Source organism: Fictibacillus sp. EA-CB0309 (assembly GCF_055814265.1).
Genome location: NZ_CP169271.1, coordinates 1,293,639 through 1,317,704 on the forward strand (window position 1 = coordinate 1,293,639; position 24,066 = coordinate 1,317,704).

Genomic DNA, 24,066 nt, shown 5'->3' on the forward strand with positions numbered 1-24,066 from the left:
GGCTCTTCATACAAAAGGACGTGACCCGAAATTGGATCACGTCCCTAGTTTTGAACAAGAATTTAGCTCAATGCATGATAAGCTGCGTTTGTTCCTGCTATATTCCCAGTCACAAAAGCAACCGTGATATTGTAACCGCCTGTGTAGCCATGCAGATCTAGAATTTCCCCACAAAAGAATAGGCCATCTTGTTTCTTGGATGCCATCGTTTGAGGAGCAATTTCTTTAACAGAAACACCGCCTCCTGTAACAAAAGCTTTTTCGATCGATAATGTTCCATTAACAGAAAAAGAAAAACTTTTCATTTGAGCAGTCAACTGCCGTAGTGCTGTTTTAGGAACTTGATCAGCTATAGAGTCACCGTCAATTTCAGCTCGCTCAATTAAAAAGTGAAGAAACTTTTCTGGGAGTAATCCTCTAAGAACGTTTTTAATGGCCTTTTTAGGTTCTGCATCAATCTTTTGCTGTAAAGTTGACAGCAGCGTTTCTTCATTTTCTTCAGGAAAAGAATCAATCCTCATCTCAATAGACGGAACATTAAACTTTTTTAAAGCTTTCACTACGTATTGGCTGCATCGTAATGCGGCAGGTCCTGAAACACCAAAATGGGTAAAAATCATGTCCATTTGATGTGCTTTAATCAGCTTTCCTTTTGGATTCCAAACAGAAAGGGCAACATTGCGTAAAGAGATACCTTGCAGTGTTTTCTGCTTAATAAACGTTTCATTCGAAGTGATAGGAACTTCGGTTGGGTACAGTTCAGTGATCGTATGCCCTGCTTTCTTTGCCCATGCATACCCATCTCCAGTAGAGCCTGTATGTGGAACAGATTTACCGCCAACAGCGATAACGATAGATTTTGTTTGCAGTGTCTCTCCGTTCTGGAGGAGGATTTCATGGTGCTTTTCTCCGTAATGTAACGTTTTTACAGGTGTGTTAGTTCGGATTTTAACACCGAGCTGCTTAATTTTTTCTAAAAGAGCAGCTACTACATCCGTAGCTTTGTTTGAGACAGGGAACATTCGACCGTGATCTTCTTCTTTAAGCTGGATGCCAAGTCCCTCGAAAAAATTGATAATATCTTCATTGTTAAAGACTGAAAATGCACTATATAAAAAACGGCCGTTACCTGGAATGTGCTTAATGATTTCTTCAACAGGAAGACGGTTCGTTACATTGCAGCGTCCACCACCAGAAATAGCAAGCTTGCGTCCCAGTTTTTCTCCCTTATCAATAAGAAGGACAGAAGCACCATTTGAAGCAGCACCAACACTGGCCATAAGACCTGAAGGCCCTCCGCCAATCACAATACAATCATAAATCATACAATCCCAACTTTCTTAAACGTTCAAGACTAAAAATCATTTCATACAATAGCATAGCTTATTTAAAAAGACTATGCTTTTCATAATCCTTACTTTTTTACAAAAAGTTAAATGAGGTTACATCCGCTTTTTATGTGATACAATATCAATAATGTTTTTTTGCATGAATTATAATCTAGGTTTAAAGTATAATTGCAATTATCCCTGACGGAAAAATTTTAAGTCAGGTAATTTTATTTAGGATCATTAGTAGGAGCTGAAAATAGTTGTCTCGATTACTTCGTGGAACATTGATCTTATCCGCTGCAACCTTTTTTCGAAATTTATCGGATTGATCTTTGTCATTCCATTTACAAATCTAGTAGATGAACAAGGCATGGCTCTTTACGGGTATGCTTATATTCCATATACCATATTACTTAGTATTTCCACAATGGGAGTTCCGCTTGCTGTTTCTAAATTTGTGTCTAAATACAATGCTTTAGGTGATTACGCAACAGGCAGAAAATTATTAAAATCCGGTTTTCTCGTTATGACCTTAACAGGAACGCTGGCATTTATCATCCTGTACATGCTAGCACCAGTACTAGCTCAACAGATCATAAGTGAAAAAGGCGGGCAAGGAAATAGCATAGATGACATTACGCTCGTTATCCGGATGGTAAGTACAGCTCTAATTATCGTACCATCGATGAGCTTGATCCGCGGCTACTTTCAAGGTTTTCAATCAATGGGACCTACAGCTGTTTCACAAGTTGTAGAGCAGATTGTAAGAATTGTTTTTATCCTTGTTGGTAGTTATGTTGTGATCAATTTATTAGACGGTGATATAACAACGGCAGTAGCACTTTCTACCTTTGCTGCAACTCTTGGTGCCGTTGCAGGTCTGATCGTTCTGATCTGGTATTGGATAAAACGAAAGCCGCATCTGAAAAAGATGTATGACCAAAGTAAGTCAGTTGCTGATATTTCATTATCAGATATTTATAAAGAAACGATTAAATATGCCATTCCATTTGTAGCGGTCGGTCTGGCGATTCCACTCTATCAGATGATTGACCAGTTCACCATCGTAAACACGTTGAAAGGTATGGATTATTCTCAAAAAGAAGCAGAATCAGTGTTCGCGATTATTACTCAGATCGCACATAAACTCGTTATGATACCTGTTTCACTAGCAACAGCATTAGCGCTAACACTAATTCCTGTTATTACGAAATCATTTACACAAAATGACGATGATGTACTTCATAAACAGATCACGCAGACGTTTCAAATGGTGTTGTTCTTAACTGCACCAGCTGCAATCGGTTTAACTGTTCTTGCTTATCCGGCATACGGTGCGCTTTTTGGGATGTCTTCCATGGAAACCGGCGGCTATTATCTTCAGTGGTACGCGCCAACTGCGTTATGGTTTGCCATGTTCACTGTAACAGCAGCAATCCTGCAAGGGCTGAACCAGCAGCGATATGCATTTATTAGTTTATCTGTCGGTTTTCTTGCAAAACTTCTTCTTAACAAGCCTTTGTTATTGCTATTTGGCGGAACAGGTTCAGTAATTGCAACAGATATTGGTTATACTCTTTCTATCTTGTTTAACCTGTATATTATAAAAAAATACAGCGGCTTTTCATTTAAATGGGTATATCGCAGAACAGTTCTAATTACTTTATTTTGCGCTGCAATGGCCGTAGTCGTAATAGTTGTATCTAATCTTTTAGGTGATTCAGATACAAGGCTTGATACGATAGTAAAGTTGACTGTTGGTATTCTAACAGGAGGAGCGGTCTATGGTTTCCTAAGTTATCGTTCAGGATTGTTAAATATTATTTTAGGAGACCGCATCCCTTTCTTGAAACGCAGAAAATAGGAAAAACAAAAAAGAAGGCTGATAGAAAGCCTTCTTTTTCATGCAGTGAGGGTTATTTCTTAACGTGATTCTGTTGGTCGTACCATTTTAGCTGATTACCAATGCTGTAGCCTTCGAGTGGAACTTCAAATTGAAACCCTGCTTTTTCTAGCTCTGGCTGCAAGAATTCACGATATACCCATCCGCCATGAATGTAGATCTTACATTGAGAAGGCTTATTATATTGCTCTAGATCTTGAATCACTTGGTGAGCCCACTCCCGTTTTTCGGATGTAGAAAAATTTTTGATAGAAACATTATACGGTTCAATGTATTGGTCTTTCGTTACAAGTCCTTCTTTTGCACTAAAAAATAAAAATCATCATAATGATTCTGTGCGTATTGAACGGACTTAACGAATAAAGGACTTATGTATAAATCTATTGCTGCCGAAGGGGTTGAAGCTTTTTTCGTGCAGTTGCTAGAAGACCTATTTTCCTTTTCATGCCAATTCCTCCTATAGTACTAAATTACCCTGTTTCTTCAAAAATCAATCAATTTTTTACAATAATATAGGAAAAATAGATCATTGCTGGAGGTTAATAATGAGAATTGATAAATGGTTATCAAATACAGGTTATGGAAGCAGAAAAGAAGTAAAACAATTATTAAAATCAGGTGCAGTTACATTGAACGGTTCCATAATAAAAGATCCTAAGACACAGGCGGATCCAGATAAAGACCACGTCCTCGTTCACGGCGAACAGGCCGTTTATAAAGAATTCATCTACTTAATGATGAACAAGCCTCAAGGTGTCATTTCTGCTACTGAAGATTCAAGGCATGAAACGGTTATAGACCTGCTTTACATGGAAGATCAAAATTTCGAACCATTTCCTGTCGGCAGGTTAGACATAGATACAGAAGGATTATTAATTCTGACCAATGATGGGCAGTTGGCGCATACTTTGCTTTCACCTAAAAAACATGTGCCTAAAACTTACTTTGCAAAAATAAACGGCTCTATCCCAGAGGATACGTTTGAAATCTTTAAAGATGGTGTCATTTTAGAGGATGGATATAAAACACAGCCTGCCTATTTGAAGGTGCTGCACAATAATGATCATGAATCAGAGATCGAACTTACGATTACAGAAGGTAAGTTTCACCAAGTGAAAAGAATGTTTGAAGCAGTCGGCAGAAAAGTTGTTTACCTGCAAAGAATTCAGATGGGTCAATTGAAACTTGATGATTCACTTGATCTAGGAACGTATCGCGAATTGTCTGAAGAGGAACTTACCTTGCTGTCTTTAAAAGAGGATGTTTTTGAATAATTTATAAGGGGTATCTTCCAATAAAAAGGAGATGTCGCTCAATGAAACTATCTGCGGAAAAATTAATGGGTGCAAAAGCTCAAAACGATACAGCTGATGTAACAGAACAGACTGAGCATAAAATTAACGATATTCTATTTAACATGTATGATCATCGTTTGTGCTATTTTACGTATACAGTCGAAAATTACAGCAATCAGCGCGAAGAACTGCCGGCTGATAAGCATATGGAAACAGTGGTTGCTGCTACGTCAGGTATCGGGACACAGAACACTCCGTTTACAGGGAGTGCTTATCCTGAAACCAATCAGAACTACACAAAAGATACGTACTTTATTCCATGGCATCAGGTAAAAGAATTTAACGAAGACAAATTAGTATTTGCTGGGATCGAACAGCAAAGGGACGAGCCTAAAGAATGCTATTCCTATATGAGGATAAAAGATTGGTCGGTTATTGATCAAGATGGTGAAAAAATTGGAAAGATTAAAGACCTCATTGTCGATACGGACCGTCAGCAAGTGATAGGTTTCTCTCTTTCAGAAGGATTTTGGAAAAACTTATTTGGTAACGACGATAAATATATGTCGGTGTCCGGAAAACCTGATTGGGAAAACCAAGAATGGAAAATCGAAAGAACACCAGATTTACTCTTGAAAAACAGTCCTGAAGAGATTTAACGTTTAATGGAGCGAGTATTCTGGAATGAAAAATTAACGACTTTCATGAACACAGAGCATAAAAAATCCCCGCTATTTTTAAATAGCGGGGTTATTATTTATGCTTATCCATATTTTTTCACATGTTCTTTTAAGAAACTTTAACTTTCTTTCCTGTTGTTTCCCACATTCCACGGGCAGGACTTGTTACTAAATTGTTGTAAGAGAGTACATTCAGATCTCTCTGGATGGTTCGCTGTGTAGTTCCAAATTCTTCAACTAGTTCTCGTGTTGTTACAGTACCTTTCTTGCGAATAAACAAATACAGGGCTTTCACACGATTCAACATTCTGTCAGTTGAAGGACTCAAAAAACCACTCCTTGTTATTTAGATAGTTGTTAACACACTATATGATACCAGTCAAAAGTTAATGAAATATGAATGTAGTATTACAATCTTTTTAATTCATAAGACCCATCCTTTTTGTATACAAAAAAGCGAAGAATCCATATTGGTTCTCCGCTGCGTAAGCCATTAGATGTTCAAAACGTTCAAAAGATGTCTGTGCGGCTATGCAGCAAAAACTCATAACGAACATATGATCCCAAGATAAAGGAAAATTGTCAGTTAAAGCAACACCACACCTCCCATTTACGCACCATTATACACGAAAGTCAACGTTTGTCAACACCTAATATATCCCAACTGTTTGAAACTGTCTAACCATTTCTATAGGGAATAAGGTACAATATAAGGGTTAAAAAAATCGTAAAAAGTTAGGAGCGATAAGGTGTATATTTTGCAAAGGTTGATGAATCGCCTGTTCGGAATAAACAAACTTGGTATATTCTCCTTTACTTTTTTTATCGTCATTTTTTCATCAATTGTTATGCATGAATTAGAACCTAAAACATTTCCGCGATGGTTTGACGCCCTATGGTATGTGATGACAACAGTAACAACAGTAGGTTATGGAGACTTTTATCCAGTTTCAGTTGCAGGCAGGATTTATGCGATGTTTATTTTTTTAGTCGGAATTGGTATTGCGGGTCTAGCTATCGGGAAACTTGTTGAAGCATTGGGAGCTCATCGAAAACGTAAGGAGGAAGGAAGGTTGAATTTTAGAGGGAAAAATCATTTCGTAATTATTGGCTGGTCTGAAAAAGCAAAATATGCTGTAAATGAGATCATTGAAACTCATCCTGAACTTGAAATCGTACTTATTGATCAACTAACGGTAACACCTATGACTCATCCCAATCTTAATTATGTTCAAGGTGATCCTTCAATGGAATCCACTTTAAACCAAGCAAATTTGAAAGAAGCAAAATCAGTACTAGTCTTTTCGGATGACTCTATTCACGACTCAGCATTAGCTGATGGTAAAACGCTTTTAATCGTAACTTCAGTTGAAAGATTGTCGCCTCATATACATAGTACAGTTGAGATAAAAAAAGAAGAGCATATTAAAAACTTTAGGCATGCTAAAGTAGACGAGTTTGTTTTGAGTCACGAAACGGTATCACGTATGGCCGTGCGTTCAGCTTTCTCAAAAGGAATTACAGACATTTACACTCAGCTTCTTTCACATAAAGAAGGCGATAATTTGTTTGAAGTACGAAAAAAGGCAGAATGGAAAACGTACAAAGATGCTTTTGACGGTTTATTAAGTCAAGGAGCAACATTAATCGCAGACGGAAATGATCTTTCGATAAACAAAAGATTAGAGGAAACAATACGGGATGATGCACGGCTATATATCATCTGCAGCAAAGACGTTTACGAAACGTTGAGATAAATCGTTTAGAAAGGATGGCTAACTATGTATCATATAAATTGGAAAGAAGAAGTTGAAAACCGAAAAGACAAATTGATGGAGGATACAAAAGGTCTTTTGCGCATTCCAAGTCTTCTTGATGAGAAAAAGCTAAAGAAGGTGCTCCTTTTGGACCGGAAATTGAACGTGCATTAACCTACTTGCTAAACCTAGGAAAAGAAAACGGTATGACCATTAAGAATGTGGACGGATATGCAGGTCACATTGAAATCGGAAGCGGTGAGGACATTGTAGGTGTTCTTTGTCATGTTGATGTTGTTCCTGCTGGTGAAGGATGGTCAGTAGACCCTTTTGGAGCAGAAGTTAAAGATGGGAAAATCTATGCAAGAGGAGCCATTGATGACAAAGGTCCTACGATGGCCGCCTTTTATGGGATGAAAATTATTCAGGAACTAAAACTACCTTTAAAGAAGAGAGTCCGAATGATCATCGGCTGTGATGAAGAAAGCAACTGGCAATGTGTAAGGCATTATTTTACGAAAGAAGAAATGCCATCAATCGGATTTGCTCCTGATGCTGACTTTCCAATCATCTCCGCTGAAAAAGGAATATTTGATGTAGAATTTCGTATAAACGGCAGTGAATCAGTAGAAAGTGAAGGATTGCAGTTAACATCCTTCAAATCTGGTGAGCGTCTAAACATGGTACCAGATTATGCAGAAGCTAAAATTCAAAGCAATGGAGTAGAAGAGCTGCAACAAGCGTTCGAAAGCTTTGGGAAGACAATGGGAATAGAATGTCAGACTTTAATTGAAAACGATGCACTCACATTGAAGGTAAAAGGGAAATCAGCGCATGGAAGTACTCCCGAAATTGGAAAGAATGCGGGTCTATTGCTTGGAGAATTTTTAAATAGCTATCCTTTTACGGGACAAGCTAAGGCGTTTCTTGCCTTGCTAGAAGATGTGACTGGTGAACATACAGGCAATAAACTAGGCATCTCGGCAGAAGATGAAGCCAGCGGCAAGTTAACGGTAAATGTGGGGATAATTGCTTTTAATGAAGCAGAAGGCGGAAAAGTAGGGATGAATATTCGCTATCCTGTTACACACGATAGTGCTGTTATCGAGAGTTCACTTAAGGAACGAGCAGAATCAGGCGATTGGTCGATGAGAGTTATTGAAAATAATCCGCCTAACTATGTTGCAGAGAACCACCCATTAATTAAAACGCTTCAAAAAGTGTACGAAGAACAAACAGGAAAAAATGGTGAATTAATGGCAATTGGCGGAGGTACTTACGCCCGTTCATTAGAAACGGGTGTAGCTTTCGGAGCATTGTTCCCTGGCAGGGAAGATGTTGCTCATCAAAAGGATGAACATATGTTTGTAGAAGACTTGCTTCTTGCTGCAGCGATCTATGCACAAGCCATTTATGAACTGGCAAAATAGCTTGTAAGAGAGGGTACATCATGAATAAAACGTTTGACCAAACCTCTATCAGTCTAAAAGGCTTTTATCTGCTTAGTTTTTTTGGTCTTGGGAGCTTATTCCCGTTATTAGGTGTTTATTTTAAAGAAGAAGTTGGACTTAGCGGGACTGAAATTGGTACGTTAATGTCGATTAGTCCAGTTGTTATGATCTTTGCTCAGCCTTTATGGGGCATTGCGACGGATTATTCGAGACGTCCGCGTTCAGTACTGGTTCTTTCATTATTGTTAACAGCGGCATTAGGGTATTGTATCTTTCTTTTGGAATCATACGTATGGCTAATCGCACTACTCGTCGTGTTTTCTTTTATGCAAAGCGCGTTAGTGCCTGTTTCAGACAGCATACTTTTAAATTATGTTCAAAAAGAAAATAAACAATATGGAAACTACAGACTGTTCGGTGCGGTTGGATTTGCAATAGCTGTTTATATGGCTGGGAGACTTGCAGAAGCCTTTGGCATACATGTTATTTTCTATATGTTTTCAACTGTTCTTGTCCTTTGTGTTTTATTTGTTGCACGAATGCCGAAAGAAAATCAATCGCTTAAAACAGACCTTAGAAAAGGAATCGATCAACTGTTCAAAATGCCTTCCTTTTTGGTCTTTCTTTCCGCCACTTTTCTAGTGTTTGGTCCAATCTTTGCAAATAACTTTTATTTTGGTTTTTACGTTCAGGAAACGGGTGGAACACTTGCCGGAGTTGGATTAGCCTTCTTGATCGCAGCTGGAAGCGAAGCGCCTTTTATGAAGTTTGCTGGACTTACGATCAAAAAGTGGGGCATGATGAACATCATGATTTTTGCAGCGACTGTTTCTGCAGTTCGCTGGACGTTTTATTTTTTGAACCGACATATCCGCTTGTCCTTATAACCACTGTTGTACAAGGATTTTCTGTTGGATTGTTCATTCCTGCGGCGATGGAATATGTTCGGACCTACACACCAATAGATGTTAGAGCTACAGCTGTATCGTTATATTCTGCTGTTGGCAATGGCTTAGGTTCCTGGTTTTGTACGTTTGTAGGCGGTGTTATTTTTGATAAGTTCAATATCTTCTACACGTATTTATTCTTTGGTGCGCTGTCTTTTGCCGGACTATTTATGGTTTTTATTCTCTCTAGGATGGAAGTGCAAGGACGTATACTTCTTCACAGATCCATATAAAAAAGAGGCATCCCGCATTGATGATTGGGATGCCTTTGTTCTTTATTCAAACTGAAACAAATCACTTGATAGATAGCGTTCTCCAGAGTCACATGTGATGCAGATGACCACATCACCCTTTTTCCGCTTTTCGGCAATTTTTAACGCGGCATAAACGGCAGCTCCTGATGATGGACCAACTAATATTCCTTCTTCTGATGCCAGGCGTCTCGTAATCGTATAAGCATCTTCATCATTGACCTGTACGATTTCGTCATAGACATTTTGATTTAAGATCGGTGGTATAAAACCAGGACTTGTACCAACAAGTTTATGCTTTCCAGGCTTTCCACCTGACAAAACAGGTGATCCTTTAGGTTCCACGACATGAACAGTCAGATCAGGAAAAAATGACTTCAGCGTTTCTCCAGTGCCTGTAATCGTACCGCCAGTTCCGGCAGGTGCAATAAAAGCAGTAAAGTGCTGATTCAGTTCTTCAATTGCTTCTTTAATTTCCACGGCAGTACTGCCTCGGTGAGCATCTGGATTTGAAGGATTCTCAAATTGCATAGGCATGTAACTGTTTGGAATTTCATCAGCAAGCTCCCGTGCTTTTTTATTGCACCTGGCATTTTTTCATCACCTGGTGTGAGAACAACTTTTGCACCATAAGCTTTTAATAGATTAATTCTTTCTTCTGTCATCGTATCTGGCATAACAATAATGGACTTATATCCTCTAGCGGCCGCATTCATGGCGAGTCCAATTCCAGTGTTGCCTGAAGTAGGTTCGATAATCGTAGATCCTTCTTTAAGGTAGCCCTTTTTTCTGCTTCAATGATCATGTTATAAGCAGCTCGGTCTTTAAGACTTCGGCTAGGGTTGTAATATTCTAATTTAACATATACATCGGCTCCGTCTTTATGAGGAAGACGATTTAACTTTACAATAGGTGTATCTCCGATTAAATCAGAGATGTTTGAAACGACTCTCATCATTTGCACTCCTTTTCGTTGCTCTTACAAGTATAACAAATAAGTGATGTGGTAAAAAAGCAGATAGACACATTAATAAATTTGATAAAATAAAACAAGGTGGTGTGATTTTTGAAAAGACATTATTTTATAGCTGTGAAGCTTCCTGCAGAAGTGAAAACAAGGCTTGCGGAATTCTGCAAGCATATTAAGAAAGATCATCATTTTAAAACATGGGTACATATAGAAGATCTTCATATCACATTAGCCTTTTTAGGTTCTGCATCAGCCGAGCAGCTGAAAACACTTCATACTTTACTAAAAGAGGAAGTAACTAAACATGATGAGTTCTCTCTAAACGTGGACCATTTTGGATTCTTCGGAAACAAACAGAGCCCTCGAATTCTTTGGGCAGGTGTAAAAGAGCAACACAGTTTATATCGTCTGCAAAAACAAGTGTCTTATGTATGTGAGAATGCTGGATTTACTTTAGAGAAAAGAGCATATTCTCCTCATATCACACTTGCACGGAAACATATTGACTCAGAAGATCGTTCGATGAACGTCGAGGATTGGTGGGATCAATATGGTGAGAATATACAGTTTGATGTTGGGAATATCGTGATTTACGAAACACATTCAGAAAAACAGCCTAAATATCAAATTACACAATCCTTTTCATTACGAGAGGTTCTTCTCTAAAAGGTTGTTTCTTCTGCGGACAGTTTTAGAACTTGCCTCTATTGGCAGGTTGTTCGGAGTGTAAGGTGCGTGCCTACCACCTGAGAAGCTTCTCACAAGGCATGTGACGAGGAAACTCACTGCGGTAGCATAACTTGTAGACGCAGGAACAAGAATACTTCCTTGAGGGCGGTCAGGTGAGACCCTTTAGGGCGCAAAGCGGCAAGGGGCTCACCGCACGCCCCGCGGAAAGCGAGCATCCTGGAACGGAGAGCAACAACTTTCAAAAACACCAAAGATTACGAAAAAAGCCTTACGAAATTTAAAAGGAGAAGAGAAATGTCACAGCTTGTAAAATTACAAGATTATGTTTCACGTTATGAAAATAACCTGTACCATTATCAGTCATTATTTACGAGGATTAAAGAAAATCGCTGGAAAGCCTTCAAGCAACACAATGTAAATCAGGATCAAAATGCTATGCATAAAGAATTCCGAAATAAATTATTTACTCATCAAATGAACTGGGCTACATCTACGGTAAAAGAAATCTCAAATTGGGACAAGCGATATGTACAGGATAGAACGCTGCAATTTCTGATTCGAGAAATCCCAGATAATTATTTATTGTTTTATGAACCTGTGCTGCAAGTGAAAAATGCTGGTGTTGAATTAGATGTTATTCTAGCAGGACCAGCAGATGTTTGGTTGATTGTGTGGATGAACGGTGAAGGGATATGGCAAGAAGCACAAGATAATAAACGGTTTTGGAAGAATGTTCATTCAGATCAAGAACAAACGATTTTAAGTCCACTCATTCGCCTCGAACGAATGAGTTCGATGGTAAGAGAATATTGGGAGCCATATCAGAATCAGCTATCCATAAAACCGTGCATTGTTGCTCCCCATGGTTTTATTGACTTTTCAAATGACTGGAAAAAGATCACCTATATAGACAAGCGAAACTTTAAAGAGTGGCACACGCAACTTCAACTGAATCCAGCACCTATTAAAAGTCAGCAATTAAAATTCGTATCTGACTTACTACGGAAAGGGGTAACAAACTCTCTTTTCAGAAAAGATCCATTGTCCAATGAGTCTGAGTTTCATTTTGAAGGTATTTAAAGAATTTTGTCGAAATTCTTTAAAAACCATAAATCGAGGACTCGCTGAATGAAAAAGTACTTTTTTATTATTAACGCAAACAATGCAAAAGCTGTAAAAACATTCAACTCTTTAAAAAAGGCGATGGATCAGGAAGAGATTCCCTATAGAACGTTCTATACAGAATATAGCGGTCATGCCATTGAAATTGCGAAAAAGATTACATACATAAACAAAGATTTAATAAAGGCTGTCATTGCTGTAGGCGGTGATGGTACAATCCATGAAGTGTTTAATGGGATTAAAGATCATGAAAGTATTCCGCTGGGGTTCATTTCTGGTGGGTCTGGAAACGACATCGTTCGTGTGCTCACTAAAGAGGTAAAAGGCGTTAAAAGACAAATCTCTTATTTAAAGCGTAATCGGATAATTAAAGCTGACTCAGGGATAATGCAATTAACAGGAAGAAGCAAGAATAGCCAAGCATTTATTAGTGCTATTGGTATTGGTCTAGACGGAGAAGTAGCAAAGTACACAAATGAGGCAATATACAAAAAGTATTTACATAAGCTAAAATTAGGAACGCTTGCTTACGTATTCACATTATTTAAAGTCTTAAGATTTTATAGACCAGGTACAATGGAAATAAAAATAGACGGAAGAGAGCACGTTTTTCATAACGTCTGGCTTGTGGCTGTTGGAAACATGCCCTATTATGGAGGGGGCATGAAAATTTGTCCTGAAGCCAAATACAACGACGGAGTTTTAGATGTTTGTGTTGTACATAATCTATCAATTTTAAAACTATTGCTGCTTTTTATATCTGTCTTTTGGGGTGGACATGTGAAAGTGCAGGGTGTTTCTCAATTTAAAGGAAAAGAAATAGCAGTTGCAACGAAACAGCCAGTGGCTATCCATGCTGATGGTGAATACAAAGGAACAACACCGGTTGAAATTGATATCCAACCAGCCTCTGTTTCTGTGAAAATATAATACTTTCTTCGTGACTATTTTTGCCCTTGAAAGTAGTTGATTTCCGCTCCAGGTTGCTCGCTTTCCGCGGGGCACGCGGTGAGCCACATTTGTACGTTTCACTCTTAAGTGTCTCACCTGCCCGCCTGTCCCGCAGGAGTCTCGCCACCTTGCACTCCAATCAACTGTCACAGAAGAAAATAAAAATGAGATTGGAAAGCAACAATCTTTTAGAAAACAGCCAAAATATAAAAATAGTTGAGTGGGGAATAAGAATGAAATGGACAGATTTTTTTAATATTGCACTTTTTACAGTTCTCTGGGTTGCTTTAATTCAAAAGAAATCCGGAGTTAAGGATTGGCTATTAAATATAACGAATGACCAGCTGATGATCGGGATTATCGTTCCAGTGATCATTTACGCTGCTCTTGTCATCACGGGCAGAATCCTAAAGAACAAATATTTAAATGCTGAGTGATTATGACGAAAAATTGTTAAAATCGTGCTATTTTTTAGAGGTGACCGAATCATAAAACCTTTATATAAAATCGATAATATACGGGATACTATATGTTCTTATTTTTTATTTTTGTAAAAATAAAAAATGCGGGGCTGCCTAAAGGGAGTTTATCTTACTTTTGGGTCAGCCCCTCTTTTTTCATATAAAGGAATAACAAAATGAAATTAAGTTCAATATGATGTAATAGCGATTTAAAGGGGTGTGACTGATGAGTTTAGATAGCATTTCGTTGGCGGCTTATATAGATGATTTTTCAAAGATAACAATTGTAGCGAATAAACCCTTTTCGATCATCCCTTCACTTTCATTGGTAGATGACAAAGGGACTGTTCAGCCATTAACGATTGATGAACAAGAACATTATCATGAACAGATGATATATAAATGCAAAACATCAATACCGTTTGATCTTAATAAGGAATATTGGGTTGCCTATAACGAGAGAAGAATCCCCTTGATGGTAGGAAGTATCGTTAGGACAGAAAAGTTTGATACCCTTTTTTATGATGATAGTGTCCTTGGAGCGAACTTTACACCTGAGTTCACTACGTTCAAGGTGTGGTCACCAGTTGCTTATGAGATTAGACTCAAGTACAAACCGGCTCACTCCAACTCTTATTTTGAGCGGAAGATGAATCGAACTGAAAAAGGATTGTGGCATATTACTTTAGAAGGCAATCATCATTTGACTGAGTATACCTATTTGGCAAAAGTAAATCATGAATGGGTAGAAACGACTGATCCGTATTCACGATCAGTTACAATAAATGGTGGGAAATCCGTTGTTATTCATCTTCCTGAAACAGATCCTGCAGACTGGAATCGGTCAGAAAAAAGATAAACCTCCGCTCAAAAACGAACAGCATTATTTATGAAGTTCATGTGCGTGATTTTACGATACATTCTGACAGCGGTATCAAAAATAAAGGCAAGTATTTAGGATTAACAGAAATACAAACTACAACATCAAAAGGCTATCCTACAGGATTGGATTATTTAAAGAGTTTAGGTGTTAGTCATGTACAGTTAATGCCCGTGGCTGACTTTGGAAGTGTTGATGAAACGAAGCCGGATAAAGAGTATAACTGGGGATATGATCCTGTCCACTTTCTGGCACCTGAAGGATCATACTCCACGAATCCACATGACCCTGTATGCAGAATTAAAGAACTCAAGATGCTCTTTCAAAGCCTTCAAAACAATGGGTTTTCTGTGATATTAGATGTTGTTTTTAACCATGTATATAAACTGGAAGAGTCATCGTTTGAAAAGCTTGTTCCTGGATATTATTTTCGTTATGATGATGGCGGTAACCCTGTAAACGGAACAGGAGTTGGGAACGATACAGCTTCAGAAAGAAAAATGATGCGAAAGTTTATTCTGGATGCTCTCACATTTTGGATGAATGAATACAAAGTTGATGGCTTTCGCTTCGACCTGATGGGAATACATGATGTTGAAACAATGAATCTGGCAGCAAAAAAGTTAAAATCGTTAAATCCCGGAGTATTTTTGTTAGGAGAAGGCTGGGACTTAAATACGTATTTAGAACCTGAGAAAAAGCCTCCCTCTTATCAGCGAAAAAGATGCCTGACTACTCTTTCTTTAATGATGCATTTCGTGATCATGTTAAAGGAAGTATCTTTACAGAAGGTCACAGCGGTTTTATAAATGGAAATCAAGAGGATCGCATTAAACACCAAATGGCACATGTTATGAGAGGGTATGCTGGAAATCACGACAAATTTTTAAACGCTGAACAAAGCATTAACTATACGGAATGTCATGATAATCATACATTGTACGACCTGCTGTCCATTCGGCATCCACACGAAAGTGAAAATATCCGAAGAAAACGTCAGCAGCTTGCTTTAGCTTTCACGATTTTTGCACGCGGTGTACCTTTTATACATGCCGGACAAGAGTTTTTCAGAACGAAAAACGGAGCTGAAAATAGCTATAATCTTCCTGATAAGATTAATGCAATCGATTGGAACAGATGTGAGTATTATCATTATGCTGTTACTTACTTTAGACATCTAATAAGAATTAGAAAAGAACAAGCTATTTTTCGAGATAATACAAGTGAAGTCATTGAATGGAAAGTTCCAGATGGCGCAATAGGATTTAAATTACAACTTCCTTTGTCCGATAAAAGGAGAGAAGACGTATTGGAATAACGTCTTGTTACTTTTTAATCAAACATTAAAGCCAATAAGCATTCCTCTTGACCAAGAAAGTTGGAGCGTAGTGATTGAAGATGAAAGGTGCAATGAAAAAGTAATAAGCTCTGATTGTTACACATTACATCCATTGTCTTTTTCGCTATTATATCGTGTATAGGTTTGTAAAGTATGAAGAATCAAGTGCTTTTCTTGTTTTTTTGTGTTAAAATAATGACTTCGCAGTAATTTATTTAGATACGGAAATGGTATACTTTGTTGAATGAACAATTTAAAAACGGATTTCTTAACTAGACAAGAAGGTGAACAATTTGGAACAGATTTTGGGAGAAGATTGGCAGGTTTCCCTGCTGGTGGAGCAACAGGAGAAGCATATATAGCTGAATATGGGAACCAAAAACTGTTTTTAAAGCGTAATTCCTCTCCGTTTTTAGCTGTTCTTTCAGCTGAAGGAATTGTCCCTAAACTTTTATGGACGAAAAGACTGGGTAATGGGGATGTAATCACAGCTCAACAATGGCTGAACGGCCGGGAATTAAAAGCAGCTGATATGAAAAGTGAAAATGTAGCTGAACTTTTAGCGAAAATTCATCGTTCGCAGGAACTCCTCGGTATGATGAATCGGCTTGAAAAGAAAAGGTTAACACCGGTTGATCTTTTAAATGATATTCAATTACAAATGCGAAAAGAAAAAGACTATCTCGAAATTATTAATGATTCTTTTGCCTATCTCATGGAAACCGCATCTGAAGTTGAGGTTGATGATTTAGTCGTGTGTCATTGTGATGTTAACCATAACAATTGGCTGTTAAGTGATTCTAACGAACTGTTCTTAATTGATTGGGACGGAGCGATGATCGCTGATCCTGCACTTGATTTAGGGATGCTGCTGTACAGCTATATACCTTATGAAAACTGGGAAGAATGGCTTGGAATCTATGGCGAGACACTAGATGATCATTTAGAGAGAAGAATGCATTGGTATGTATTGGCACAAACGATAAGCTCTTTTTTCTGGTATAAAGAAAAAGGACAGTCAAAAGAGACTGCCCAATTTGCAGAAAGTATTAAAAAACTTGCAGGTTCGATTTAAAAGCTGACAATATAGAAGTTAATCTGACACTATTTCCTAGGGAATAGTGTCTTAATATGGGTGATGTGTCTGAATCGTATTGATCCATGACTCTAAGTGTGGGCGATGGCTTGAAATATGGTCTTCCAAATGCTGATGAGTAAAGCCGGTATGACTATACTCGTTGATGTTGGTCAAAATGTTCCTTACTTCTTCATGAACTTCACCATTCTGCATTAAATGTGCAGCAAGGCGTTCTAGCTGTGCACACTCTGATGGTGAACCAGCACAATCGGTGTAATGGTCTTGAAGAAGATCTCTAATGATATGCAATTGATCGTTGTGATTTAATGGCATTTTGCTGCACATCCTTTCATTGCATAGCTTATGGATTTCAGAAAAAATATCCTTAAATGCAAGATGATTTACGGGATAAAATTAATTCACAACAAGATTATTTTAGTTTGTAAAGTGGGGAGAAAATATGCGTCAAAGATTTAAGCCATGGGCTAAAGATAAATTGATGGACTATCCAGAGTTTGTTTCAATTGAACCTGAATCAATGAAAGGGAAATGGCATTCTTTTTTCTTAATGATAACCCGATTCATATTGAAGTCGGAACAGGTAAAGGGCAATTTATAAACGGAATGGGAAAGCAGAATCCATCCATTAACTATTTAGGGATGGAGCTTTACGATAGCATTATTATCACTGCTCTCGATCGTATTCTGGAGGACGAAAAGCCGAATGTTAAACTGATTAGAGCGGATGCTACACACTTACTCGATTATTTCGAGCCAGGAGAAATCGATCGTGTTTACTTAAACTTTTCGGATCCTTGGCCAAAGAAAAAGCACGCTAAAAGGAGACTGACTCATGAAAGTTTCCTTAAACGATACGAGACCATATTAAAAAAACCAGGGGAAGTTCATTTCAAGACAGATAATCAAGGCTTATTCGAATACTCGCTTCATAGTATGTCAACATACGGCATGTTCTTTAATGAGGTGAGCCTGGATCTTCATAAAAGTGAAATGCAAGATAACGTGATGACAGAGTATGAAGAGAAGTTCTCTGAAAAAGGATACCGTATCTACAGAATGGAAGCACAATTTCGTACTTAAAAACTCAAGCCTCTGCTTGAGTTTTTTCTTTTCTTTTGTTCATTGTTACTTATGATACACTTGTAAGGAGTAAAATAGAGAAGGGAGAAAGAGCAATGGATCAGTGGAAAATCGGAACTAAAACGCTTACATGGATAGACGGTGGAGTAACACATATGGACGGCGGTGCAATGTTTGGAGTCGTTCCTAAACCATTGTGGGAAAGAAAATATCCGGTTAACGAAAGAAATCAAATTGAGTTAAGAACAGAACCTATCCTCCTGCAAGGATTTGAAGGAAAAAACATTCTGATTGAATCTGGAATAGGTGCCGGAAAATTAACAGAAAAACAAAGAAGGAACTATGGAGTCACAGAGGAATCTCAAATTGAAAAAAGTCTTGAAAAAGAGGGCTTAACGACTGCTGATATTGATATCGTACTTATGACACATATGCATTTTGATCATGCCTGCGGACTTTCTCGATGGAAAGATGACAAACTAGTGCCTGTTTTTGAAAACGCTATTATTTACACATCAGAAATTGAGTGGAACGAACTAAAGAATCCGAATATAAGGTCACAAAATACATATTGGAAAGAAAATTGGGAGCCTATTCAACATCAAGTAAAAACGTTCAAAGAAGAAATTGAAATCTTAAATGGTATAAGGATGGTTCATACAGGCGGTCATAGTGATGGTCATTCGCTTATCGAACTTACGTTAGAGAATGGGGAAAAGCTTTACCACATAGGTGATATAATGCCAACTCATGCACATCATAATCCGTTATGGGTATTAGCTTATGATGATTATCCGATGACTTCGATCTTTCAAAAACAAAAATGGATTAAGCCAGACACATGGTATTTCTTCTACCATGATTGTATTTATCGTGCTGTTAAGTGGGATGAGAATGGTGAGATGACAGAAAGAATACCGCGTTCTCCCAAAATGTGAAAAAATCGTCACATATTTTCCATTTTCAAGTGAATGTAGGAAGCGACAGGATATGTTAAAATATGAAAGGCATGAAATTATCAATTTTTGTTTATATCTTAAGAGGTAAAATGAGAGGGGATTTAAAATGAAAAAGCAGTTAGTTGCCATTTTTACCGTTCTAGCACTGTTTTTATCAATGGGTACATTAGTGTCTGCCGAAACAGCCACAGATGAAATGAAAAAGACGATTGAAAAAGGTATTGAAAGTAAACATAAGGATCTAAAAAAGGTTCTTTGACTTTATCTGACATTGAGACGTATCCGAATGAAGACTCAGAATTAGAAGCTTCAGAAGTTACTGTAGCAATCGCTAATTATGATACGGTTAGAGATAACATTTTTTATTTTGATCACACAGAAGTTGTTTTTTATGACGCTGACAACAATGAACTACTAGCAGAAGCTGCTGTTGCTAAAGCAAATCCAAAAATTCAAGACTACAAAAAATCACATGAATCAGATCTTGGAACACATATGGATTGGATTGTTGTTACCGTTTTATTGTTCATGTTAATTATCATTCCATTGTTTATCTTAACAGTTTGGGAAAAGCGTCAATACCTTACTACAAAATTTAAAATTGATAACAATCTTTACAACCAGACAAAATTATATCGTTAAATGTAAAGGCCCTTAGGATTTTTCCTAAGGGCCTTTTATCACTTTTGATCCAATTGTAAAAGAGTTCCGGTTTCAGCATCAATTAAAAATTCGAAATGGACAGCTTCACTTCCAGAGGATGAGTGAGAAAAGCCGCCTTTATATACAGAGTACGAAAGACCATGCACGTTTGTATCTTCGGGCTTAACGAGGATCCAGGCTCCTGTAATACTATAATACTCACTTGCTTTTTCTTTCAATCGTTTTAAGGCTCTCTCTGGTGTGATGGATTCTGTTTGCTTTTTTGTAACAACATACCCTATTGCAGCACCTGTCAGGCCTGCTAAAATCAGGTTTCTCCAATTCATACGTTTTCCCACCTTATGTAAGTTCTTTTTCTTTTCTACTTTTTAGTATAACAAAGAAAAGCCTTCTTTTTCTTGTCTGTTTTTGATAAGATACACATGATAAAGATGGAGGGTTCGAAATTCCCACCCCTCTTAAAACAAAACTAGGGAGCGTGAAGAATGATTTTTTACACTCTCTGCGTTAGCAGAGTTTTTTTGTTTTCGTGCTCCACTCGAAAGGATGAACAGGAATGACTTATAAAATTCCAACAGATGTTCAAGTACTGGATCGTGATATAAAACGCGACCAGTTGAAGTACCATAATAAACGCGTAGCCGTGTGCAAAGAATTTACGTTTGATGCAGCTCATCATCTGCATTGTTATGAAGGCAAATGCAAAAACCTTCATGGACATACGTACAAGCTTGTGATCACAATGAGCGGTTTTGTAAATGAAATAGGAATCGCGGTAGATTTTGGAGAGATAAAAGAAATTTTTAAAACGGCTATAGACAGCAAGCTCGATCACAGATATTTAAATGAGGTTCTTCCTCCTATGAATACAACTGCAGAGAATATGGTTGTTTGGATATGGGAACAAATCGATATGGAGCTTCAAAATCGAGGTTTATTGAAACAAGGACACCGATTGGAAGAGTTGAAATTGTTTGAAACACCTACCAGCTTTGCCATTATGAAAAGAGAGTGGATGGTGGAAAATGAAAACATTTAATCTTCCGTCAAAAGATGTGTGGAAACATTGGACAGTTCCAATGGTTGAGATTTTTGAAACCGTTGAAGGTGAAGGGCTGCAGGCAGGATATCCTACGGTTTTTGTTCGCGTGTTTCATTGTAACTTACGATGCACCTGGTGTGATACTACTTACAGCTATGCTCCTGCAAAACCAGAGTTTGAAGCGTCTATAGAAGAGATTGTGAATACGATTAAGACGTTTCGTTCACAGCGTATATGTTTTACTGGCGGTGAGCCACTGATCCACCGCGAAAAATCAGCTGCCTTGCTCATAGCGATGGCGGATTTGGACCACATTGTAGATATTCATATCGAAACAAACGGTGCTATTGATCTCCAACCGTTTGAAAATCTGCGTAACTCTCATCCTGATCTGCAAAAAAAGATGAGATTTGTGATGGATTATAAGCTCCCAGCTTCAGGCGAGATGGATAAAATGAATTTGGATAACTTTAAAGAGCTCCAAAACCAAGATGAAATTAAATTTGTAGTAGGATCCGAGGAAGATTTTGAAATTACGAAACAGGTGGTTTCTGAACACTATCGAAATGGACAGATTTGTGTAAGTCCTGTTTGGGAAAGCATGCCTCCAAGACGGCTTGTCGAACTATTATTGGAAAATCCACTTCCTAATGCGAAGCTAAGTCTACAGCTTCACAAGGTAATTTGGCATCCAGAGGAGAGAGGGGTTTAACGATGAGTAAAAAAGCGGTTATTGTTTTGAGTGGAGGACTTGATAGCACGACATGTATGGGTATTGCTAAAGCAGAAGGTTATGACCTCTACCCGATAACGTTTCATTATGGACAGCGCCATAATCGAGAAGTTGAGCAAGCGATTGAAGTTGGAAAATTTTATAACGTAGAAGATCATAGAATCGTAGATCTTACGTTTTTAAAAGACATTGGCGGAAGTGCTCTTACCGATGAAAAAGTAGATGTTCCAACTGAGGCAGAAGAAGGTATACCTGTTACCTATGTTCCTGCCAGAAATATGATATTCCTTTCACTTGCCAGTGCGTATGCCGAAGTAATTGGAGCAACTGCTGTATACACAGGAGTTTCTGCTGTCGATTATAGCGGTTATCCGGATTGCCGACCTGAATTCATTAAGAGCATGGAAGAAACGATTAATCTAGCTACAAAAGCAGGTGTAACAGGAAAGAATATCTCAGTGGAAACACCACTTATTGATTTGACTAAAAAAGAAACGATTGAAAAAGGTTTGTCTTTACATGTTCCATATGAATTAACGACATCTTGTTACAATGGAAAAGAAACAGCTTGCGGCAAATGTGACAGCTGTGTTCTGCGCTTGAAAGGCTTTAAAGAAGCAGGTTCTGCTGACCCAATTCCATACGAAGACTAGAAACTTCATAAACCTAGAAAACCCCTTCTGATTAGGTGTACAATGAACATGTATACGTGATCACTTAGAAGGGGTTGTTTTTGTATGAATAAAGAAACACTGGATTTGTTTAAAACATTGACAGAACTGCCTGGTGCACCAGGTTTTGAGCGGGACATTCGTAAATTTGTTCGTAAAGAAATAGAGCCAGTATCAGATGAGATCATCCAGGACGGACTAGGCAGTATATTTGGTGTGAAAAAGGAAACGGCCCTAAAATCATGGTGGCAGGACACATGGACGAAGTAGGTTTCATGGTAACGAAGATTACAAGAAACGGGATGCTGAAGTTTCAAGAATTAGGCGGCTGGTGGAGCCAAGTATTATTAGCGCAGCGTGTTAATATCTACACAGATAATGGAGATGTGATAACGGGTATAATTGGATCTACCCCGCCACACCTGCTATCTGAGGATCAGCGCAACAGACCAATGGGTATTAAGAATATGTACATAGATATCGGAGCAGATGATGATAAAGATGCTTTTAACATGGGGGTAAGACCAGGCCAGCAAATCGTACCGATCTGTCCATTTACACCGATGGCCAATCCTAAAAAAATTATGGCCAAAGCATGGGACAACCGTTACGGTGTGGGTCTAGCTATTGAACTGTTAAAAGAATTAAAGAATGAGACATTACCAAATGAACTATACAGTGGAGCTACTGTTCAAGAAGAAGTAGGGCTCAGAGGATCAAAAACTGCTGCTAACCTGATTCAGCCTGACCTGTTTTTCGCACTTGATGCAAGTCCAGCGAACGACATGATGGGGGATAAAAGCGAATTTGGCCAGTTGGGTAAAGGAGCACTCTTACGAATTTTAGACAGAACTATGGTTACACATAGAGGAATGAGAGAATACATCCTAGATACGGCTGAAACACATAACATACCGTATCAATACTTTATCTCTCAAGGCGGAACGGATGCTGGCAGTGTTCATGTCTCAGGTAATGGTGTACCTTCTGCTGTAATCGGCATTTGTTCTCGTTATATTCACACACATGCTTCTATGATTCATGTTGATGACTATGCTGCTGCAAAAGAACTACTCGTAAAGCTTGTGAAAACAGCTGATGAATCCACTTTGAAAACAATACTAGAAAATAGCTAAGGATGTACGTTGTATGAAAATTGGAATCGGATCAGAAAATTCTGCAAAAATAGCAGCAGTCAAGCCGTTTTTAACGTACTTTAAAGATACGGAACTTGTTTCTTATTCTTCGGATTCTTTAGTTTCTGCTCAGCCTTTTTCAGATGAGGAAACAAAGAAAGGTGCCATTAACCGAGCAAAAGATTGTGTAAATCAAGGAGCTGCAATCGGCATTGGACTCGAGGGCGGCGTGATGGAAATGGAAGATGGTATGTACTTATGCAACTGGGGAGCGGTGGTTGATTCAGAAGGAAATGTCTTCTCAGCTGCTGGAGCCAGAATCCTGCTTCCATCTGATGTTGTTCATGGTTTAAAGCAAGGGATAGAACTCGGGAAGTTGATGGGAGAACTTACGAACGACCCTGAAATTAGAAAAAAAGATGGCTCGATTGGTGTCTTCACGAGTGGAATGTTGTCTCGAAGTGAGATGTTTTTGCATATAACCACGATTCTTTTAGGGCAATATGTCTATAATCATAAGAAATAGCTTTTTTCGTGGTCAGTGTCGTTTTTGGAAGTGGTTGATTTACGTTCCAGGTGCTCGCTTTCCGCGGGGCACGCGTTGAGCCACATTTGTACGTTTCACTTTTAAGTGTCTCACCTGCCCGCCTCAAGG

The 24,066-nt window shown here is 38.3% G+C and carries 24 protein-coding genes and 6 pseudogenes; 24 read left to right on the plus strand and 6 right to left on the minus strand.

Annotated features, from left to right (window positions below; translation table 11 throughout):
• Positions 1 to 62: 62 nt before the first annotated feature.
• Entirely contained in the window at positions 63 to 1,325 is a 1,263-nt protein-coding gene (locus ACEWFH_RS07185) for a BaiN/RdsA family NAD(P)/FAD-dependent oxidoreductase (protein ID WP_473726685.1), read from the minus strand.
• Positions 1,326 to 1,656: 331 nt separating this feature from the next.
• Between ACEWFH_RS07185 and ACEWFH_RS07190 the strand changes: the two genes are divergently transcribed.
• Positions 1,657 to 3,195, plus strand: a complete 1,539-nt coding sequence (locus tag ACEWFH_RS07190) for a putative polysaccharide biosynthesis protein (RefSeq protein ID WP_473726686.1) — start codon at positions 1,657 to 1,659, stop codon at positions 3,193 to 3,195.
• 52 nt (positions 3,196 to 3,247) lie between these two features.
• Here ACEWFH_RS07190 and ACEWFH_RS07195 read toward each other — a convergent pair.
• A pseudogene (locus ACEWFH_RS07195) lies at positions 3,248 to 3,618 on the minus strand (DUF6884 domain-containing protein).
• A 161-nt stretch (positions 3,619 to 3,779) separates the two neighbouring features.
• Here ACEWFH_RS07195 and ACEWFH_RS07200 point away from each other — a divergent pair.
• Both ACEWFH_RS07200 and ACEWFH_RS07205 read left to right on the plus strand, forming a co-directional pair.
• Complete coding sequence (locus ACEWFH_RS07200) at positions 3,780 to 4,508, plus strand: pseudouridine synthase (RefSeq protein ID WP_473726687.1); 729 nt, start codon at positions 3,780 to 3,782, stop codon at positions 4,506 to 4,508.
• 41 nt (positions 4,509 to 4,549) lie between these two features.
• A complete protein-coding gene (locus ACEWFH_RS07205) occupies positions 4,550 to 5,188 on the plus strand; it encodes a PRC-barrel domain-containing protein (protein WP_473726688.1) in 639 nt (212 codons plus the stop codon).
• A gap of 130 nt (positions 5,189 to 5,318) precedes the next feature.
• Here ACEWFH_RS07205 and ACEWFH_RS07210 read toward each other — a convergent pair whose 3' ends face one another.
• Positions 5,319 to 5,537 carry a DeoR family transcriptional regulator gene (locus ACEWFH_RS07210; protein ID WP_066243921.1) on the minus strand — a complete coding sequence of 73 codons (219 nt, stop codon included), beginning with the start codon at positions 5,535 to 5,537 and terminating at the stop codon, positions 5,319 to 5,321.
• Positions 5,538 to 5,958: 421 nt separating this feature from the next.
• Between ACEWFH_RS07210 and ACEWFH_RS07215 the strand changes: the two genes are divergently transcribed.
• The 4 genes and pseudogenes from ACEWFH_RS07215 (at position 5,959) to ACEWFH_RS07230 (ending at position 9,597) form a co-directional block, all read left to right on the plus strand.
• Complete coding sequence (locus ACEWFH_RS07215; RefSeq protein WP_473726689.1) at positions 5,959 to 6,966, plus strand: potassium channel family protein; 1,008 nt, start codon at positions 5,959 to 5,961, stop codon at positions 6,964 to 6,966.
• A gap of 24 nt (positions 6,967 to 6,990) precedes the next feature.
• Positions 6,991 to 8,396, plus strand: a pseudogene (gene pepV, locus ACEWFH_RS07220) (dipeptidase PepV).
• Between the two features lie 20 nt (positions 8,397 to 8,416).
• Positions 8,417 to 9,304 carry an MFS transporter gene (locus ACEWFH_RS07225; protein WP_473726690.1) on the plus strand — a complete coding sequence of 296 codons (888 nt, stop codon included), beginning with the start codon at positions 8,417 to 8,419 and terminating at the stop codon, positions 9,302 to 9,304.
• On the plus strand, positions 9,208 to 9,597 hold the full coding sequence (locus ACEWFH_RS07230; RefSeq protein WP_473726691.1) for an MFS transporter: 390 nt from the start codon (positions 9,208 to 9,210) through the stop codon (positions 9,595 to 9,597). The genes ACEWFH_RS07225 and ACEWFH_RS07230 overlap by 97 nt, the downstream gene beginning before the upstream one ends.
• Positions 9,598 to 9,639: 42 nt before the next feature.
• Here ACEWFH_RS07230 and cysK read toward each other — a convergent pair.
• Positions 9,640 to 10,570: pseudogene (gene cysK, locus ACEWFH_RS07235) on the minus strand (cysteine synthase A).
• 111 nt (positions 10,571 to 10,681) lie between these two features.
• Between cysK and thpR the strand changes: the two are divergent.
• The 8 genes and pseudogenes from thpR to ACEWFH_RS07275 all read left to right on the plus strand — a co-directional run bounded on the left by thpR (position 10,682) and on the right by ACEWFH_RS07275 (position 17,103).
• Positions 10,682 to 11,251: an RNA 2',3'-cyclic phosphodiesterase gene (thpR, locus tag ACEWFH_RS07240; protein WP_473726692.1), complete on the plus strand. Its 570-nt coding sequence runs from the start codon at positions 10,682 to 10,684 to the stop codon at positions 11,249 to 11,251.
• Between the two features lie 318 nt (positions 11,252 to 11,569).
• Positions 11,570 to 12,355: a hypothetical protein gene (locus ACEWFH_RS07245; RefSeq protein WP_473726693.1), complete on the plus strand. Its 786-nt coding sequence runs from the start codon at positions 11,570 to 11,572 to the stop codon at positions 12,353 to 12,355.
• Between the two features lie 48 nt (positions 12,356 to 12,403).
• Entirely contained in the window at positions 12,404 to 13,327 is a 924-nt protein-coding gene (locus ACEWFH_RS07250; RefSeq protein WP_473726694.1) for a diacylglycerol/lipid kinase family protein, read from the plus strand.
• Between the two features lie 254 nt (positions 13,328 to 13,581).
• Positions 13,582 to 13,785 carry a hypothetical protein gene (locus tag ACEWFH_RS07255; protein ID WP_473726695.1) on the plus strand — a complete coding sequence of 68 codons (204 nt, stop codon included), beginning with the start codon at positions 13,582 to 13,584 and terminating at the stop codon, positions 13,783 to 13,785.
• Between the two features lie 250 nt (positions 13,786 to 14,035).
• A complete protein-coding gene (locus ACEWFH_RS07260) occupies positions 14,036 to 14,668 on the plus strand; it encodes a hypothetical protein (protein WP_473726696.1) in 633 nt (210 codons plus the stop codon).
• A 41-nt stretch (positions 14,669 to 14,709) separates the two neighbouring features.
• Complete coding sequence (locus ACEWFH_RS07265) at positions 14,710 to 15,498, plus strand: alpha-amylase family glycosyl hydrolase (RefSeq protein WP_473726697.1); 789 nt, start codon at positions 14,710 to 14,712, stop codon at positions 15,496 to 15,498.
• A 32-nt stretch (positions 15,499 to 15,530) separates the two neighbouring features.
• Positions 15,531 to 16,007 carry a hypothetical protein gene (locus tag ACEWFH_RS07270; protein ID WP_473726698.1) on the plus strand — a complete coding sequence of 159 codons (477 nt, stop codon included), beginning with the start codon at positions 15,531 to 15,533 and terminating at the stop codon, positions 16,005 to 16,007.
• Between the two features lie 314 nt (positions 16,008 to 16,321).
• Positions 16,322 to 17,103, plus strand: a pseudogene (locus tag ACEWFH_RS07275) (phosphotransferase).
• A gap of 51 nt (positions 17,104 to 17,154) precedes the next feature.
• Here the strand turns inward: ACEWFH_RS07275 and ACEWFH_RS07280 are convergent.
• Positions 17,155 to 17,439, minus strand: coding sequence for a YtzH-like family protein (locus tag ACEWFH_RS07280; RefSeq protein WP_473726699.1), 285 nt, complete (start codon positions 17,437 to 17,439; stop codon positions 17,155 to 17,157).
• A gap of 127 nt (positions 17,440 to 17,566) precedes the next feature.
• On the opposite strand from ACEWFH_RS07280, the pseudogene trmB reads away from it, so the two are divergent.
• From trmB to ACEWFH_RS07300, 4 genes and pseudogenes are all read left to right on the plus strand, one after another.
• Positions 17,567 to 18,207: pseudogene (trmB, locus tag ACEWFH_RS07285) on the plus strand (tRNA (guanosine(46)-N7)-methyltransferase TrmB).
• Between the two features lie 95 nt (positions 18,208 to 18,302).
• Complete coding sequence (locus tag ACEWFH_RS07290; protein ID WP_473726700.1) at positions 18,303 to 19,145, plus strand: YtnP family quorum-quenching lactonase; 843 nt, start codon at positions 18,303 to 18,305, stop codon at positions 19,143 to 19,145.
• A gap of 127 nt (positions 19,146 to 19,272) precedes the next feature.
• Positions 19,273 to 19,425 (plus strand): hypothetical protein, encoded by a 153-nt coding sequence (locus ACEWFH_RS07295; protein WP_473726701.1) that lies wholly within the window; start codon positions 19,273 to 19,275, stop codon positions 19,423 to 19,425.
• Positions 19,422 to 19,808, plus strand: coding sequence for a hypothetical protein (locus ACEWFH_RS07300; protein WP_473726702.1), 387 nt, complete (start codon positions 19,422 to 19,424; stop codon positions 19,806 to 19,808). Before ACEWFH_RS07295 ends, ACEWFH_RS07300 begins: the two co-directional genes overlap by 4 nt.
• A 38-nt stretch (positions 19,809 to 19,846) precedes the next feature.
• Here the strand turns inward: ACEWFH_RS07300 and ACEWFH_RS07305 are convergent, their stop codons facing one another.
• Positions 19,847 to 20,155, minus strand: coding sequence for a PepSY domain-containing protein (locus tag ACEWFH_RS07305; RefSeq protein WP_473726703.1), 309 nt, complete (start codon positions 20,153 to 20,155; stop codon positions 19,847 to 19,849).
• Between the two features lie 230 nt (positions 20,156 to 20,385).
• On the opposite strand from ACEWFH_RS07305, the gene queD reads away from it, so the two are divergent.
• The 5 genes and pseudogenes from queD (at position 20,386) to ACEWFH_RS07330 (ending at position 23,937) form a co-directional block, all read left to right on the plus strand.
• Positions 20,386 to 20,868: a 6-carboxytetrahydropterin synthase QueD gene (gene queD / locus ACEWFH_RS07310; RefSeq protein ID WP_473726704.1), complete on the plus strand. Its 483-nt coding sequence runs from the start codon at positions 20,386 to 20,388 to the stop codon at positions 20,866 to 20,868.
• Positions 20,855 to 21,583, plus strand: a complete 729-nt coding sequence (locus ACEWFH_RS07315; protein ID WP_473726705.1) for a 7-carboxy-7-deazaguanine synthase QueE — start codon at positions 20,855 to 20,857, stop codon at positions 21,581 to 21,583. The genes queD and ACEWFH_RS07315 overlap by 14 nt, the downstream gene beginning before the upstream one ends.
• A 2-nt stretch (positions 21,584 to 21,585) precedes the next feature.
• Entirely contained in the window at positions 21,586 to 22,257 is a 672-nt protein-coding gene (gene queC, locus ACEWFH_RS07320) for a 7-cyano-7-deazaguanine synthase QueC (protein ID WP_473726706.1), read from the plus strand.
• 84 nt (positions 22,258 to 22,341) lie between these two features.
• Positions 22,342 to 23,411: pseudogene (locus tag ACEWFH_RS07325) on the plus strand (M42 family metallopeptidase).
• A gap of 13 nt (positions 23,412 to 23,424) precedes the next feature.
• Complete coding sequence (locus ACEWFH_RS07330) at positions 23,425 to 23,937, plus strand: DUF84 family protein (protein WP_473726707.1); 513 nt, start codon at positions 23,425 to 23,427, stop codon at positions 23,935 to 23,937.
• Positions 23,938 to 24,066: the final 129 nt, after the last annotated feature.